Source organism: Actinoplanes sp. CA-030573 (assembly GCF_050951115.1).
Classification (GTDB): Bacteria; Actinomycetota; Actinomycetes; order Mycobacteriales; family Micromonosporaceae; genus Actinoplanes.
Genome location: NZ_CP192038.1, coordinates 2,802,447 through 2,816,273, shown reverse-complemented (window position 1 = coordinate 2,816,273; position 13,827 = coordinate 2,802,447). Strand labels below are relative to the sequence as shown.

The 13,827-nt window shown below is 73.0% G+C and carries 14 protein-coding genes; 6 read left to right on the top strand and 8 right to left on the bottom strand.

The features are described from left to right. Positions 1 to 93: 93 nt before the first annotated feature. Entirely contained in the window at positions 94 to 4,290 is a 4,197-nt protein-coding gene (locus ACQP2F_RS13045) for a beta-galactosidase (RefSeq protein ID WP_433303797.1), read from the bottom strand. 94 nt (positions 4,291 to 4,384) lie between these two features. Between ACQP2F_RS13045 and ACQP2F_RS13040 the strand changes: the two genes are divergently transcribed. Further along, on the top strand, positions 4,385 to 5,668 hold the full coding sequence (locus ACQP2F_RS13040; protein ID WP_433303795.1) for a PQQ-binding-like beta-propeller repeat protein: 1,284 nt from the start codon (positions 4,385 to 4,387) through the stop codon (positions 5,666 to 5,668). Here ACQP2F_RS13040 and ACQP2F_RS13035 read toward each other — a convergent pair. Next, complete coding sequence (locus ACQP2F_RS13035) at positions 5,652 to 6,119, bottom strand: AAA family ATPase (protein ID WP_433303793.1); 468 nt, start codon at positions 6,117 to 6,119, stop codon at positions 5,652 to 5,654. The genes ACQP2F_RS13040 and ACQP2F_RS13035 overlap by 17 nt on opposite strands. A gap of 30 nt (positions 6,120 to 6,149) precedes the next feature. Further along, complete coding sequence (locus ACQP2F_RS13030) at positions 6,150 to 7,121, bottom strand: S66 peptidase family protein (RefSeq protein ID WP_433303791.1); 972 nt, start codon at positions 7,119 to 7,121, stop codon at positions 6,150 to 6,152. A 129-nt stretch (positions 7,122 to 7,250) separates the two neighbouring features. Between ACQP2F_RS13030 and ACQP2F_RS13025 the strand changes: the two genes are divergently transcribed. Further along, positions 7,251 to 7,733, top strand: a complete 483-nt coding sequence (locus ACQP2F_RS13025; protein ID WP_433303789.1) for an NADPH-dependent FMN reductase — start codon at positions 7,251 to 7,253, stop codon at positions 7,731 to 7,733. 27 nt (positions 7,734 to 7,760) lie between these two features. On the opposite strand, the gene ACQP2F_RS13020 is transcribed toward ACQP2F_RS13025, so the two are convergent. Further along, the gene (locus tag ACQP2F_RS13020; RefSeq protein ID WP_433303787.1) at positions 7,761 to 8,252 is read right to left on the bottom strand and encodes a zinc-binding dehydrogenase; all 492 of its coding nucleotides are present in this window, start codon (positions 8,250 to 8,252) and stop codon (positions 7,761 to 7,763) included. A 295-nt stretch (positions 8,253 to 8,547) separates the two neighbouring features. On the opposite strand from ACQP2F_RS13020, the gene ACQP2F_RS13015 reads away from it, so the two are divergent. Further along, on the top strand, positions 8,548 to 9,132 hold the full coding sequence (locus tag ACQP2F_RS13015) for a TetR/AcrR family transcriptional regulator (RefSeq protein ID WP_433303785.1): 585 nt from the start codon (positions 8,548 to 8,550) through the stop codon (positions 9,130 to 9,132). A gap of 55 nt (positions 9,133 to 9,187) precedes the next feature. After that, positions 9,188 to 9,388, top strand: a complete 201-nt coding sequence (locus tag ACQP2F_RS13010; protein WP_433303784.1) for a hypothetical protein — start codon at positions 9,188 to 9,190, stop codon at positions 9,386 to 9,388. Here ACQP2F_RS13010 and ACQP2F_RS13005 read toward each other — a convergent pair. Both ACQP2F_RS13005 and ACQP2F_RS13000 read right to left on the bottom strand, forming a co-directional pair. After that, entirely contained in the window at positions 9,369 to 9,566 is a 198-nt protein-coding gene (locus ACQP2F_RS13005; protein ID WP_433303782.1) for a hypothetical protein, read from the bottom strand. The genes ACQP2F_RS13010 and ACQP2F_RS13005 overlap by 20 nt on opposite strands. A 19-nt stretch (positions 9,567 to 9,585) precedes the next feature. After that, complete coding sequence (locus tag ACQP2F_RS13000; protein ID WP_433303780.1) at positions 9,586 to 10,017, bottom strand: hypothetical protein; 432 nt, start codon at positions 10,015 to 10,017, stop codon at positions 9,586 to 9,588. 176 nt (positions 10,018 to 10,193) lie between these two features. On the opposite strand from ACQP2F_RS13000, the gene ACQP2F_RS12995 reads away from it, so the two are divergent. Then, positions 10,194 to 11,966 (top strand): AfsR/SARP family transcriptional regulator, encoded by a 1,773-nt coding sequence (locus tag ACQP2F_RS12995; RefSeq protein WP_433303779.1) that lies wholly within the window; start codon positions 10,194 to 10,196, stop codon positions 11,964 to 11,966. 96 nt (positions 11,967 to 12,062) lie between these two features. Continuing rightward, positions 12,063 to 13,130 carry a cellulose binding domain-containing protein gene (locus tag ACQP2F_RS12990; RefSeq protein ID WP_433303777.1) on the top strand — a complete coding sequence of 356 codons (1,068 nt, stop codon included), beginning with the start codon at positions 12,063 to 12,065 and terminating at the stop codon, positions 13,128 to 13,130. 14 nt (positions 13,131 to 13,144) lie between these two features. On the opposite strand, the gene ACQP2F_RS12985 is transcribed toward ACQP2F_RS12990, so the two are convergent. Together ACQP2F_RS12985 and ACQP2F_RS12980 are read right to left on the bottom strand one after the other, a co-directional pair. Next, positions 13,145 to 13,513, bottom strand: a complete 369-nt coding sequence (locus tag ACQP2F_RS12985; protein WP_433303775.1) for a YciI family protein — start codon at positions 13,511 to 13,513, stop codon at positions 13,145 to 13,147. A 111-nt stretch (positions 13,514 to 13,624) separates the two neighbouring features. Further along, the gene (locus tag ACQP2F_RS12980; protein ID WP_433303773.1) at positions 13,625 to 13,783 is read right to left on the bottom strand and encodes a hypothetical protein; all 159 of its coding nucleotides are present in this window, start codon (positions 13,781 to 13,783) and stop codon (positions 13,625 to 13,627) included. Positions 13,784 to 13,827 lie beyond the last annotated feature (44 nt).

Genomic DNA, 13,827 nt, shown 5'->3' with positions numbered 1-13,827 from the left:
CGCCGCCGCTCGGTCGCGCCGCCCCTCCGTCGCGCCGCCGCTCGGTCGCGGCGCCCCTCGGTCGCGCCGCGTTCGCCGGAGTCGTTCGGCGGTCTAGCCGCACGTCAGCGTGGGGATTGCCCAGTCGCCGTGGTCGCTGCCGTTTCCGTCGCCGCCGTCTCCGACGACCAGCTCCAGCGCCTGGGCGCCGGTGACGTCGACGGCGATGGCGGTGGCCGCCCGGCCGCCCCGCAGCACCGGGGTCGTGGTCAGGGACCGGCCGTCCGCCAGCACCTCGAAGGTCACGGTGCCGGCGCCGTTCTGCTCGTCGTCGACGCCGGCTTCGGCGGTGAAGCGGGTGCACCGGCCGCCGAGGTACACCTGCACGTCGCTGATCGCGTTGGTGCCCAGGCCGGTGGGGTAGACGCGGCCGCCGATGGTGATCGGTTCGCCGTCGCCGGCCGCCTGCTCGCCGTTGCTGGTGTTGCGCTCGACCGGGCCCCAGCCGTTGGTCGCCGAGAGGAACGGCAGATCACTCACCGCGACCGAGCCCGAGGGCGGTGGCGCGTAGTCGCCGACGATCCGCTCGTCGCGCGCGGTCCCGCCCGGGTAGGTAACGGTCACCGCGATCGCGGCCGTCGGCGTCGGTGGGGCGCCGGGCGGTGGCGTGACCCGCCAGGAGAAGACGCCGGTGCCGGCGCCCGGCGCGCTGCCAGCATCCGGCCCGCTGCCAGCACCCGGCCCGCTGCCAGCACCCGGCCCGGCGCCAGCACCCGGCCCGGCGCCAGCACCCGGCCCGCTGCCGGCGCCTGGCCCGCTGCCGGCGCCTGGCCCGCTGCCGGCGCCTGGCCCGCTGCCGGCGCCTGGCCCGCTGCCGGGGCCGGGTCCGGTGCTGGGGTCGAGTTGGGTGACGGCCCAGCCTTCGGGCACGGTCAGGGCGGCGGTGGCGTGGGCGATCAGGTCGCGCGGGCCGGTGATGTTTGCGGTGGCGGTGAACGGTGTGCCGGGCTGGACGGTGGACGGCACCCGGAGGTCGGCCTTGACCCTCGGCGGGGCCGGGATCGCATATGTGTGCGGGTCGTAGCCGGGGGCGGCGACGTCCGCCACCCGCAAGGACGACGCGTAGCTGCCGTAGTTCGTCAGTGTGACCTGGCCCAGGCCGCCGGTCGAGCCGTCCAGGTTCCAGACGGCGATCGCGATCGTGTTGCGGCCGTCGGTCCGCAGAATGCCGTTCGGGATCGGGAAGCTGTGCTGCGGGCCGACGTAGTTCACGTAGTTGCCGATCAGCCAGCCGTTCACGTAGAGCTCGGCCCGGTAGCGGTGCGACGGGTCGTCGGCGATGGTCAGCCCGATGGACGTGTCCTGTCCCTTGGGCAGGTGCAGATCCGTGGTCGTGCGGTACCAGGCGACACCGGGTGCGGTGTCCCGGCCGGCGTTCCGCTCCCAGTCACCGTCGTCGAATCCGGGCAGCTGCCAGCCGGCCCGCTCCCCGTACAGCCCGCCGGTGGCCAGCGGCCCGCGCACCGGGTCGACCGGGTTCTCTCCCCCGCGTACGCCCTGAAGACGCCACGTGATCGGGATCGTCGGCGCCCCGATCAGCGAGGCGCCGGTGAGGCCGCGGGCGGCCTTGTTGCCGTTGCTGGAGTTGTAGTCCTCCTCGTGGCCCATGTTGACGGTCAGCACCGAGACGATGTTGTCGCCGGTCGCCTTCAGCACGCCGGCCGGGAACGGGAAGGTGCCGGACCCGGTCGTCGAACTGCCGAGGAAGGTGCCGTTGACCCAGGCCGAGAAGGCCTGCGCGCCGCCGCCGGAGTCGGAGGTGAGATGGATGCCGGTGACGCCGGCCGACGCCGGGAACCGGCCGCGGTACCAGGTGCTGCCGGTGTGGAACCCGTAGTCGTCGGCGTAGAGGACCGGCAGCGCGCCGGGGCCGGTGACGGTGAACGTGCTCGTCTTGTCGGCCACCGGCCAGGTCGAGTCGTCGAATCCGGGCTGCGCCTCCGGTGACTCGCGGCGGTGCTTCCAGCCGGTCAGGGCGGGCAGCGTGATCGGCGCGGCGGTCGGAATGGTGTTCGTCGCCGACAGGCGGGTGCCGTTCCAGAAGGTCGTGGTGGCCGTGCTGAAGATCTCGATGCCGGGATCGGTTCCGTTGTCGCCGGTGAGTTCAAGTATGTGGCCGCCGGCCAGGCTGGTGGCGGTGCGCAGCAGATGAGTACCGCGCACAAGCACCGGACCGGCCGCCGTCTCCTGGCGCCAGAACGTCGTCGCGGTCGCCTTGTCGGCCAGCAGGAGCAGTAGCGGCCGGCGGCCGGGCTCCTGCACGGTGACCCGGGTCAGCCCGCTGTGCGTGTAGTTCAACCGCAGATCGCCGCCGGCCGGGTCCCAGGTTTGCTCAACCGTGCCCGACACCGACGGCTTGGACGCGAAACGCAGCACGGTCTCGCCGTCGGTCCCCGGGTCGCCGTACAGAACGGCCACGTCGCGAGGCCCGATCGCGGCCTGGGTCAGCAGCTCGGACGTCGAGTACTGCAACCGCGTCTGTCCCAGCATGGCGTCGGCGACCAGCAGCTTGGCATCCCGGCCGTTCAGGACCAGGGCCGTGCCCGGCTTCTGCGGCACCGTCGGGTAGACCGGCTCGGTCGCGGCCACGGCCGGGGGCAGGTCGATCGCGTCGACCGCGACGAAGCTGTCGGTCGACCCGGCGGCGTGCGTGCCGGTCACCACGATCTTCAGGGTGTGCGGGCCGTCGGCGAGACCGGTCGCCTGGAAGAGAACGGCCTGCGCGGCCCCGCCGGAGCAATCCACCGTCGCCTGCTTCACGCCGTCGACATAGACATCGGCGTACCCGTGATTGCCGGTCTTCGATCCGATCCAGCGAATGGCGGTGCCGGTGAAGGGAACGGAAAGCGAGTCACCGGCGACATTCGAGAAGGACTCGGTGTTCCGGTAGTCGCTCCCGGTGTAGCTCTGGTCGGCCACGTGCGACCACCCGCCGGCGTATTGCAGCGCCGCGTCGGCGTCGTCATAGGTGTAAGACGCCGCCCGCGCATTGAAGTCGATCGCGATGTGCGTGCGGTCGACCGCGGTCGAGGTCGAGTCGTTGTGCCGCAGCACGTGGAATTGGGCGCCGGTGTCGGGATTGCGCCGGGCGGTGTCGAGAATCGCCGCATTGTCGGGCCGGGTCGCCGCGATGCGGTCGGTCTTCGTCAGATCGGGCATCGACCGGATCAGATAGCCGATCAGCTTGTCCTGGTCGTACTTCGGATCCAGCTGCCTGGTCTCGCGAATGGCCGCGCCGTAGTCGTACGACGTGTAGTTCTGCGGCATGCCGAGCCAGCCCCAGTTGGTGCCGCCGTAGGTCATGTAGAAGCTCTGCGCGGTCGCGCCGACCGCGATGTTGTTCTTGTAGAAGACGTTCGCGAACTGGTCGTTGATCAGCTGCGCGCATTTGTCGTAGCCGGGACCGCCCCACGGGTCGAACGCGCCGCCCTGGAACTCCGGGGTGTAGAGCGGCCGCCCGGAAGGATGGTCGTAACTGATGTCGGGCACGCCCCGCCACACGGCCGGATTCGAGCAGTTGAAGCCTTGCGGGTACGAATCGGGCCCGTCGATGTCGAGCTTGCCCACCCCGTCGTTGAACGTCCCGTTGTTGTTGCCGGTCAATGGCACGGTGATGCCGTCGGCCCGGGCCTTGTCCTCGAGATGTCGCATGTACCGGCGGCCGGCCGCGTTGCCGTTGTAGTACTCGTTCTCGACCTGGTACGCGATTATCGAGCCGGTGCCGTTCGTCAGCTGGTGACGGGCCAGGACCTGGTCGATCCGGGTGAGCCATTCATCGGCGTACGCGAGGAATGCGGGGTTGTCGGTCCGGTTCTGCTCGTCCTTGGTGGTGAGCCAGCCGGGCAGTCCGCCGCCGTCGACCTCGGCGTTGATGTACGGCGCCGGCCGCGCGATGACATAGAGTCCGGCCCGCTCGGCGAGGTCGAGCAGCAGGTCGACGTCGCGGATGCCGGTGAAGTCGTAGACCCCCGGTCGCGGCGAGTGGTAACCCCAGTCGAAATAGAGCGAGGTGGCGTTGAAGCCGGCCGCTTTCATCTTCTGGAAGATGTCGAGCCAAAGGCCGGGGCTGGGCAGCCGGAAGTAGTGGAACTCGCCCGACCAGAGGTAGGTGCGCTGCCCGTCGACGAGGAACGAGTAGCCGTCGAAGGTGACCGCGTGGGCCGCCGGCGACGGCTTGTCCACGGCCCGGGCGGGAAGGGGAACCACCAGCGTCAGCACCAGACCGACGAATGCCCGCAGCCACCGAGCCATCCACGCCTCCCGCCGCGACCGAACACACATCGCCAAACCTGAACGATATCCACCGGCATCAATCACACACAAGCGTGAGCTATCTTCCCTAGCAATGACCCTGATCGACCTCGGTGACCTGGCCGGGGCGGCCGCGGAGCCGGTTGCCGCCCCGGTGAACCTGCCGCGGCTGGGCAAGCTCGCGCTGGCCGTGCTCGCCGTGGCCGGTCTGCTGGCGTTGACCGCCTCGGCGCCGGCCGCGCCGGCACGGGTGCGCTCGCTCTGGACGGCCGCGTTCGGGCCCGGCGACACCATGGCCCTGGACGGCCCGACGCTCTACCTCAACCGGGCCGGGCCGGACCGGCGGGTCGAGGTTACCGCCTATGACCTGCGCACGGGCCGGATTCGGTGGAGCACGCCGACCGGTGAGGCGATGTCCGGGCACGGCCTGAGCCCGGCCGGTGACGTGCTGCTGGTGGCGACCGTCTCGCCGCGGTCGGTCCCCGGCACGCTCGCGCTCGACGCGGCGACCGGCCGGCCGCTGTGGCGGGCCGACGGCGACGCCGCACCCTCGGTGGCGACCGGCGACGCGTTGCTCGCCGAGACCGGGCCGTCCGGGGCGATCACGGCGTTGCGCCTGGTCGGGCTGCGCGACGGCGACCAGCGGTGGCGGCACGCGATCGCGCCGGCCGAGCGCTGGACCCCGCTCACCGAGGACGGCCGCCCGGCCACGATCGTCACGATGAGCGCGACCGGCGACGCCACGGTCTACGGATACGAGGACGGGATCGCGCGGCACCGGGCCCGCGTCCCCTGGAACGGGGTGTACTCGGCGACACTGCTGCCGGTCGGCCCCTACTTCGCCGTCGTGCGCACCTCGTCGGCGCAGACCGTCGCGACCGTCTACGGCGGCACGGATCTGCGCCCGCGGTGGCGATCCGAGGAGCTGATCGGCTACGTCACCGGCTGCGGCACGCTGATCTGCACGGCCGGCGTGCGGGGCGTGACCGCCCGCGACGCCGCCACCGGCCGGGAGCGGTGGCGGCGCGACGACATGACCTTCCTGTGGGACGTCGGCGGCGGCCGCCTGCTGCTCTCGGCGGCCCCCAACCTGGCCTCGGCGACGACGGTCCTGGCCGAAGGCGCCACCGGCCGTACGATCGGCAGCCCGATCGGCGGCCAGCAGGCCATCTCGGCCGGCGCCCCCGGCTCGGTCCTCCTGCTGCGCGGCACCCGCACGCCGCCCGGCCGCACCGCCGTGTACCGCCTCGATCTGGCCACCGGGCGGCTGACCGTGCTCGGCACCGTGGGACGGCTGGCCGAGCAGGACTGCCGGGGAACGCCCGGCTACCTGGTCTGCCCGGGCGGCGACCGGGTGACCGTCACCGCCGTCGGCTGAGCTTCCCGCCGGCGGTGAGCAGCCCCTCGACGGTGTCGGCCAGCTCCCCGACCGGCCGCCGGGCGTCGAGCTCGACCGTGGCGCCGCGACGCAGCAACGGCTCCACCTCGTGCAGGTAGCGCTCGATCTCGCCCCGCTGCTCGGCGGTCTTGCCGTACGGGTTGTTCGACCGGCTCGCGACGCGGTCGAGCAACACGCCAAGCGGCGCGCTCAGCAGGACGACCGCGTCGAAACGGCGGTAGAAGCGGCCCTGGTTGGCGACCGTGCCCGACACCACGACGCCGGCCGGCCCGGCGAGCAGGGCGGCCATGCGCGGCTCGTCCCAGGTGCCGTCGGGCGTCGTCCAGCCGTCGTAGTCGGTGTCCACCACCGGGTGACCGCGACGCGCCAGCTCGCCCAGCAGCGTGCTCTTTCCCACGCCCGACATGCCGGTCACCAACACCCGCGCCACGCCGCCACTCTAAAGGCACGGCCTACCGCCTCACCGCGGGCTCAGCAGCGACAACGAGCGCCGGCCGGCGTCGAGGGCGGCGCGCAGGCCGACCGGCATCGGCAGGTTGGGGCCGGCGTGCCCGAACTCGACGTTGCCGAGGACCGGGATGTCCCGGTCGCCGAGCACGTCGAGGACGATCTCGCGCAGGCTCGGCGACGCGCCGGGCGAGTCGAGCCCCTCGATCGCGTGCGGGACGCCCACCACCATCCCGGCGATCCGGTCGAGGATGCTGGCGTGCCGCAGGACGTGCAGATAGCTCCACACGTACGACGCCAGGCCGCCCATCTCCTCCCAGAACAGCACCGCGCCGTCGAACCGCTCGGGCGGCAGCGCGTACGGCGTCGCCTGGGCCAGCACCACCCGGTTGAGCACGCCGCCGACGAGGGGCCCCTCGGCGCGACCGGGGCGCCAGCACTCCCACGACGGGCCGGCCGGCAGCGGGCCGATCGCCTCGGTGCCGGTCAGCAGCGCCACGTAGAGCCGTTCGAGCTCGGCCCGGCGCGCCGCGGGCACGGTCGCCCAGGCGCCGCCGAGGCCGGGCGTCGCCAGGTCGGCGTGGAACCCGACCAGGCCCGTACGCGCATAGAGCACCAGGTGCAGCAGGGAGATGTCGCTGTAGCCGAGGATCGGCTTGGGGTCGGCGGCGACCGCCCCGACATCGACCAGGTCGAGGTAGCCGAGCGCGGTCTGGCCGCCGTCGTGGGCGACGATCGCGCGCACCTCGGGATCGCGCAGCAGGCCGTTGAGCTCCTCGGCGATCTCGGCCGGCCGGGCCGCGCTCCACCAGTGCCGCCGCCCGGCCTGAAGCAGCGGCGCCCGGCGCACCCGGAACCCCATCCGCTCGAGCACGGCCACCGCCCGTTCGAGGTCGGGCTCGTACTCCGCGTGGAGCGGACCGGACAGCGCCGCGATGACGACGAGATCTCCGGGCGACAGAGCGCGCGGCCGAAGGGGAATCACCCGGGGCAGTCTTCCGGCGTACGGGAAAGCTCGCCATGAATTAACGGAAAGTAGCCGTGAGCGCGACGGTTGGCAATCACCGGCGCCGCGGCGATGATGACAGGAGGTTGTTGCGAAAAGGGAGCACCTATGCCGGAGCTGGTCGTCGTCTGTGGTCATCCGCGTCCCGCATCCCGGACGTTGCGGCTGGCCACGGCCGTGGGCGAACGCATCGCCAAGAGCCGCGGGGACGAAACATTCGTTACGATCGATGTCGCCGAGCTCGGTGCGGGCCTGCTGAAGCCCGACGACGGCGCCACCGGCGAGGCGTTGCTCGACGTCCAGGACGCGGCGATGCTGGTGGTGGCGACGCCCACCTACCGCGGCAGCTACTCCGGCGCGCTCAAGGTGCTGCTCGACCAGCTGCCGCCGAACGCGCTCGCCGGCGTGGTCGCCGTGCCGGTGGTGACCGCGGAGACCCAGCCGCAGGCCGATCACGCCGAGGCGTTCCTGGCCCGGCTGCTGCGCGAGCTCGGCGCCGACGTCGTCGACTTCGGCCTGACCGCGATCGGGCCCGAGCTCGCCGACCCGGACGGGGTCGCCGAGCAGTACACGACCGCGATCATCGCCTGACCGGCCGCGTTCTTCGCGACCGGCCGATCAGGGTGTGAGCACGATCCGCCCGAAGACCTCGCCCGCGTCCATCCGGCGGTGCGCGTCGGCCGCCGCGGTGAGCGGGAGGACGTCGTGCACCACCGGGCGCAGCTCGCCCCGGGCGGCGGCGGCGAGCTGGGCGGCCCGCACGCGGTTGCGTTCGGCTACGGGCACCGTGTCGAGGCTGAACGTGGCGAACGCCCGGGATCGCCGGAAGGACCGCATCAGCGCCATGCCGAAGTCGGCCGGCGGGAGGCCGCCGACGACGCCGGCCGCGACCAGGCGGCCGTTGCCGGCCAGGCGGTCGAGGAACGACGGCAGCGCCGGGCCGCCGATCACGTCGAGGATCACGTCGAACTCGTCCGGCCCGTTCCCCGCGCCGGACCGGTCGAGCACGACCGAGGCGCCGAGCTCCCGCAGCCGCTTCCCGCGCTCGGGCGACGACGTGGTCACCGCGATCGTGCCGGTGCCGGCCGCGGCGGCGAGCTGAACCGCCATGATCCCGATGCTCCCGCCGGCCCCGTGAACCAGCAGCGACTCGCCGCCGGCGAGCCCGGCAGGCCGGTCGGATCGGTCGGCGCCGGCGGAGCGGGCAGCGCCGGCGGAGCCGGCGAACCGGGCATGCTGGAGCGCGAAGTGCGCGACCGGCCCGGCGCTGCCGAGCGTGACCGCCGCGACCGGTGACCGCCTCGGTCACGGCCATGCCGTCCGGGCTGCCGAACTCTCGGATGATCACCGTCTGCATGCCGCGACCGTAACGGACGCACCCGTCCACTTGGCTAAAGTGAGACGCATGGCCGATCGCTTGCCTCACCTGCTGCGCGCGGATGCCCGGGACAACCGCGACCGCGTGCTCGAGGCGGCCCGCACCCTGTTCGCCGAGCGCGGCCTCGACGTGCCGATCCGCGAGATCGCCCGCCGGGCGCGGGTCGGGCCGGCGACGCTCTACCGGCGGTTCCCGACCAGGCAGGCACTCGTCGACGAGGCCTTCCGCGAGGAGGTCGGCGCGTGTGCCGCGATCGTCCGGGAGGGGTGCGCCGATCCCGACGCGTGGCGAGGGCTGAGCTCGGTGATCCGCGGCCTCACCGAGCTGAACGCCCGGAACCAGGGATTCGTCGACGCCTTCCTGTCCACCCAACCGGGCGGGGCCGGCTTCGCCGAGCATCGCGCCGGCATGATGCGGCTGCTGGCCGGCCTGTGCCGGCGGGCGAAGGAGCCCGGCACGCTGCGCGCCGACTTCGTCCTCGATGACCTCATCCTGGTCCTGCTGGCCGGGCGGGCGCTGGCCGCCACGCCCCCGGGCGTACGGCGGCCGGCCGCCCGCCGTTTCGCGGTGCTCACGCTCGACGCCTTGCGCGCGCGGCCAGCTCGCGATTAGCGAAACCCCGCGGTGGGTATATGGGCGGGAATTTCCCCTACATCAGGAGATCCCCGTGGGAGCCGAACGCCACCTGATGATGTGCGTCGACAGCAATGACGCCGAATCCCTCTTCGAGTGCACCGTGGCCGGTTGCGGGCGCCGGCTGGTCTTCGACCACGTCGGCGCCCGCACGGTCGTCCTCGACCGTGGCCTCTCGAACGCGCCGCACCACGGCTCGACCGGCCTGGTCGGCCTCAGCGGCGGGGTGGACTGACCCCGGCTGCGGCTCGGACCGGCAGCAGATGCCGGATGAACCGGGTCACGCGCTCCGGACGCCACCCCGACCACGCCTTCTCGGCCCGGCTCTGCAGGTGCACGACCCGGGTGGCGGCGACCCGTCCGATGCGATGGTCGTACCAGATTTCCACCGTGAAGGTGCCACGCGACAGCATCGGGCCCGGGTCGGCGCGGTCAGACCACGAGAAAGGCGCCGAGGTCGTAGAAGCCTCCGATGTCGGTGTGCCCGCCGGCCGCGGTCTGGAACACGAAGATGACGCCGAGGTCGTACATCTTGGATTCGTCGGGCAGGGCCGGCGACTTGACCTCGATCTCGAACGGGTAGGAGATGGCGGGCGGGTCGGTCGGCGATGTCGACCCGGTGATCGTGAGCAGCTGCTCGCCGACGCTGGTGTCGATCGGTCCGCCCTTCTCGTCGGCGGTGATCCGCACCAGGCCCTTGCCGCTGAGCCAGCCCGGAAGCTCGACGCGACCCTTGACCTTGAAGCCCTGGTCGATGTCGAGCACGGTGGTCGGCGTGCCGCTCGGGTCGACCAGGTCGTCGACGTAGAGCGTCCCGCTGGCCGGGGCGAACTGGATGTCGGCGGTTACCGGGAATGTCGTCATGACGGTCTCCTGTCGGATGGGAAATTGGCGACCGCCTCACGTTCCCCGGCAGCGCTTAGGCCGCCGCTTTGCCGGGCGCTTAACGCCGGCCGGGTGATATCCGACAGTGCCGCCTAAGTGGCAGATCTCGGACCGCTGGCTGCCCTCCGTCGCGGCGGCCGAGGCAGACTCCGGTCGTGCTGGCCGGCCGGTTCGCGGTGCCGTTGCCCGACCCCGAGGCACGCGGGTCATTGCGACTCGGTGCCCTGACCGGCGCTACCCCGTTGCTGGTCGCGGTGCTGCCGGGCGAGATCAGCATGCGCCGGCTGAGTGCCGATCTGAGCGCGTCGGCGCGGCCTCCGCGGTGGTTCAGTCTCTTGCCGTACGACCTGGACACGCCCGCCATGGACACGCTGGCCGGCCGATCGCAGCCGGGCGGCGGCGTGGTCGTGGAAAGCCCCGACCGCGGTCAGGCGCAGCGGTTCCTCGGCCGGTTGCCCGGTGGCTCACCGGTCATCGTGCTGCGCTACCGGCGGCCGCGCCGTGCCGGGTGGATCGCCCCCGGCCTGCCGTGGGAGGCCCGGCTCGCCCAGCTGACCGGCGGCCGCCCGGCGCTGCACGACTCCATTCTCGACGCCGCCCAGCGCGTGCCGGTGGACGGGTTCGCGAGCATGGTCGAGCGGTCGCGCACCGCCGACGACCTCACCGAGCAGCTGGTCCGTGCCCTGCTCGACGGGACCGACATGGCGGTGCTGGGACTGGCCGCGTCACTGCGCTATCTGCATCCGCGCTTCGGGTCGCTCGCCCCGGCGTACCGGGCGAGCGGGCGGCTGCCTTGGTGGATCCCGCTGAGCGACGACTGGCTGCGGCTCGATCCGGGCTGGCAGCCGGGCGTGCTGCGCGCCTGCCGGACCGGCCGCCCGCCGCCCGTCGCGCTGCTCGGCCGCCTCGCCGGCGAGCTGATCGAGGACGGCGCCACCGACGCGGCCATCGAGCTCTGCCTGGACACCGGCTGTGCGGGCATGGCCGGCGACCTGCTCGCCGGCATGGGTCCCGACCTGATCGACGCCGGCTGCGAGCAGTCGGTACGGCGCTGGGTGCGGCGCCTGCCCTGGGGCCAGCGCCTGCGTCACCGGCGGCGCCTGCCCCGGCCGGTTCCGTCGTCGCCGCCCGCCTGTCGTCCGCCGCCGCCGGCCGCGCCGCCGGACGACCGGGGCCTGGTGGTGAATCTGCTGGGCGCCTTCGAGGTACGCATCGCCGGTCGTCCGGTCGACCACTGGCGCGGCCGCAAGGGCACGCTGCTGTTCGCCTACCTGATGCTGCACCGGCACGACCCGCCGATCTCCCGCGACGAGCTCGCCGTGGCGCTGTGGCCGGAGGCGCCGGCGCCCGCGGCGCGCAACCGGCTGCACGTGACCGTTCACGCCCTGCGCGGCGACCTGCAGGCCGTGTCGCCGATCCCGGTGGTCGAGTTCGACGGCGGCTACCGGGTCGTGCCCGGCCTGGAAGTCCGGCTCGACACCGAGCAGTTCCAGCTGGCGGCGGCGCGGGCGGCGGCCGCCGGCGTGCTCGGCGACGCCGAGGCGGCGCTGCGGGCCTGCCGCGACGCCGCCGCCCTCTACCGGGGCGACCTGATGGAACAGCACTCCGGGGAGGACTGGCTGCTGCTGCCGCGCGAGCAGTTACGCGTACGCCATCTGGAATTGCTCTCGCTCTCGGCGCAGGCCGCGTTCGACACCGGCCGTTACGCCGAGGCTCTCGACACCGGCCGGCGGTTGCTGGCCCTGGATTTCTGCCGGGAGGATGTGCACCGGCTGCTGATGCGCGGCCACACCCGGCTCGGCCGGCCGCAGCAGGCGATCCGCCAGTACGAGGCGTGCGCCGCGGAGTTGCGCCGCGAGCTGGGCATGACGCCGGCCGCCGAGACCGTGGAGCTGTACGAGCGCATTCGCGCGCGGTCCCCGGTGTAGCGGCGACGCGGGATGGCATTGACGTCCATCCATACGCGTGAGATGTTCGCTGCACGGAGAAGGGCCTGCACCGGGGGAAGGCGCATCGTCATGGCGTTGTCCAGGCAATCGATCGTGTCCTTGAGCGCGATGCTCGGCGGGACGGCCGTGCTCGCCGCTCTCGTGATGTCGCCGCCCGCCGCCGGCAGCGTGCCGGTGGTGACGCCGGCGGCAACCGGGTGCACCGCCACCGCGCGGATCGAGTCGCAGTGGGGCAGCGGGACCAGCGGCGGCCAGATCGTCAGCGTCCAGGTCGTCAACATCTCGCGGGCGACCACGACCAAGTGGACCGCGGTCACGACCCTCGGCGACGGCCGGCGGGTCGCCTCGGCCTGGAACGCCGTCGTGCGCACCTCGGGCGGCACGACGACCGCGACGAACACCTCGTACAACGGGACCCTGGCGCCGGGCGCGTCGGCCAGCTTCGGCATGCAGCTGGCCGGCGTCGGCCCGGTCCCCGTATTCACCTGCGACAACGGCGCTTCGGCACCGACCAGCTCGCCGCCGCCCGGCGGTGCGGACGTCACCGTCACCGAGGCCGACAGCCAGAAGACCGTCACCCTGATCGCCGGGCAGACGCTCGGCGTGTCCCTGGGCGCCGAGTACCTGCCGCCGACGACCAGCGGCGCCGCCCTCACGGCGCTGTCGGCGAGCGGCGGCTACCCGACCGGGCAACCGCTCGCCGCCCTCTACCGCGCGACCACGCCCGGCACGGCCGACGTCACCACGCGTTCCGACTACGCCTGCTTGCACACCACGCCCCCGTGCACCGTGCCGGTCAGGCTGTGGACCGTGCACGTCACCGTCGTCGCCGCCGACGGGCAGACCGTCACCGTGACGGCCGCCGACAACCAGCGCACGGTGAGCCTGCACGTGGGCGACGTGCTCGTGGTCAGCCTGGCCAGCAACTACGTGCCGCCGAAGCTATCCGCGACGGGCGTGCTGGTGCCCCGCGACAGCACCGGCGGATACCCCACCGACCAGCCGCTGGTGGCCCGTTACGCGGCCGCGGCGGCCGGCTCGGTCACGGTCTCGACGGTGACCGACGCCGCGTGCAACCACGCGCCCACGCCGTGCCCCTCACCGCAGGTTCCCTGGTCGGTGACGGTCTCCGTCACCGCCTGAGTCCCGGATCGGGATCACCGGCCGGCGCGGCGCAGCATCGCGTCGGTCTCCGGGTCGGGCATGAGCTCGCGCACCTCCTGCGCGCAGCGGCAGGCGACGGCGGTCTTGGCCGCCCACTCCAGCGCCTCCTCGCGGGTGGCCACGTCGACGATCGTGAACCCGCCGATGACCTCCTTGGTCTCCGGGAACCGGCCATCGGTGACCATCCCGTCGGTGGCGACGACGCTCGCCCGCTGGCGCTGGAGGCCGGCGCCGAGCACGAACACGCCGGCGTCGACGGCCTCCTGCACGACCGCGTGCGCGGCCTTGCCCACCTCGGCGAAGTCCTCGTCGGGGATGTGGTCCATCGCGCCGTCGTCGAACGAGATCAAGTATCGCGTCATCCCGGACTCCCTGTGTCCCGGCGGCCCGCGCGGCCGCCTCTCACCCGTTCTACGAGCGGGATACCCCGGATCGGACACCTCCGGGACGGATTTCCGCCGGCGGCAGCGGCGTCATCGCCCGCCGATGCCCCGGGCGGCGGCGATGCGGTCCACCGCCTGCTTGGCGAGCTGCAGGGCCGTGCCGCGCCGCTCCTGCACCCAGGCGCCGGCCGCGGCCGCGACCGACCCGATCGTGGCGATGACGAGCAGGATTGCTTCCCACGAATCCATCACCCCATCCAAGCAGCCGCGGGCAAGGCCCCGGGGTGACGACC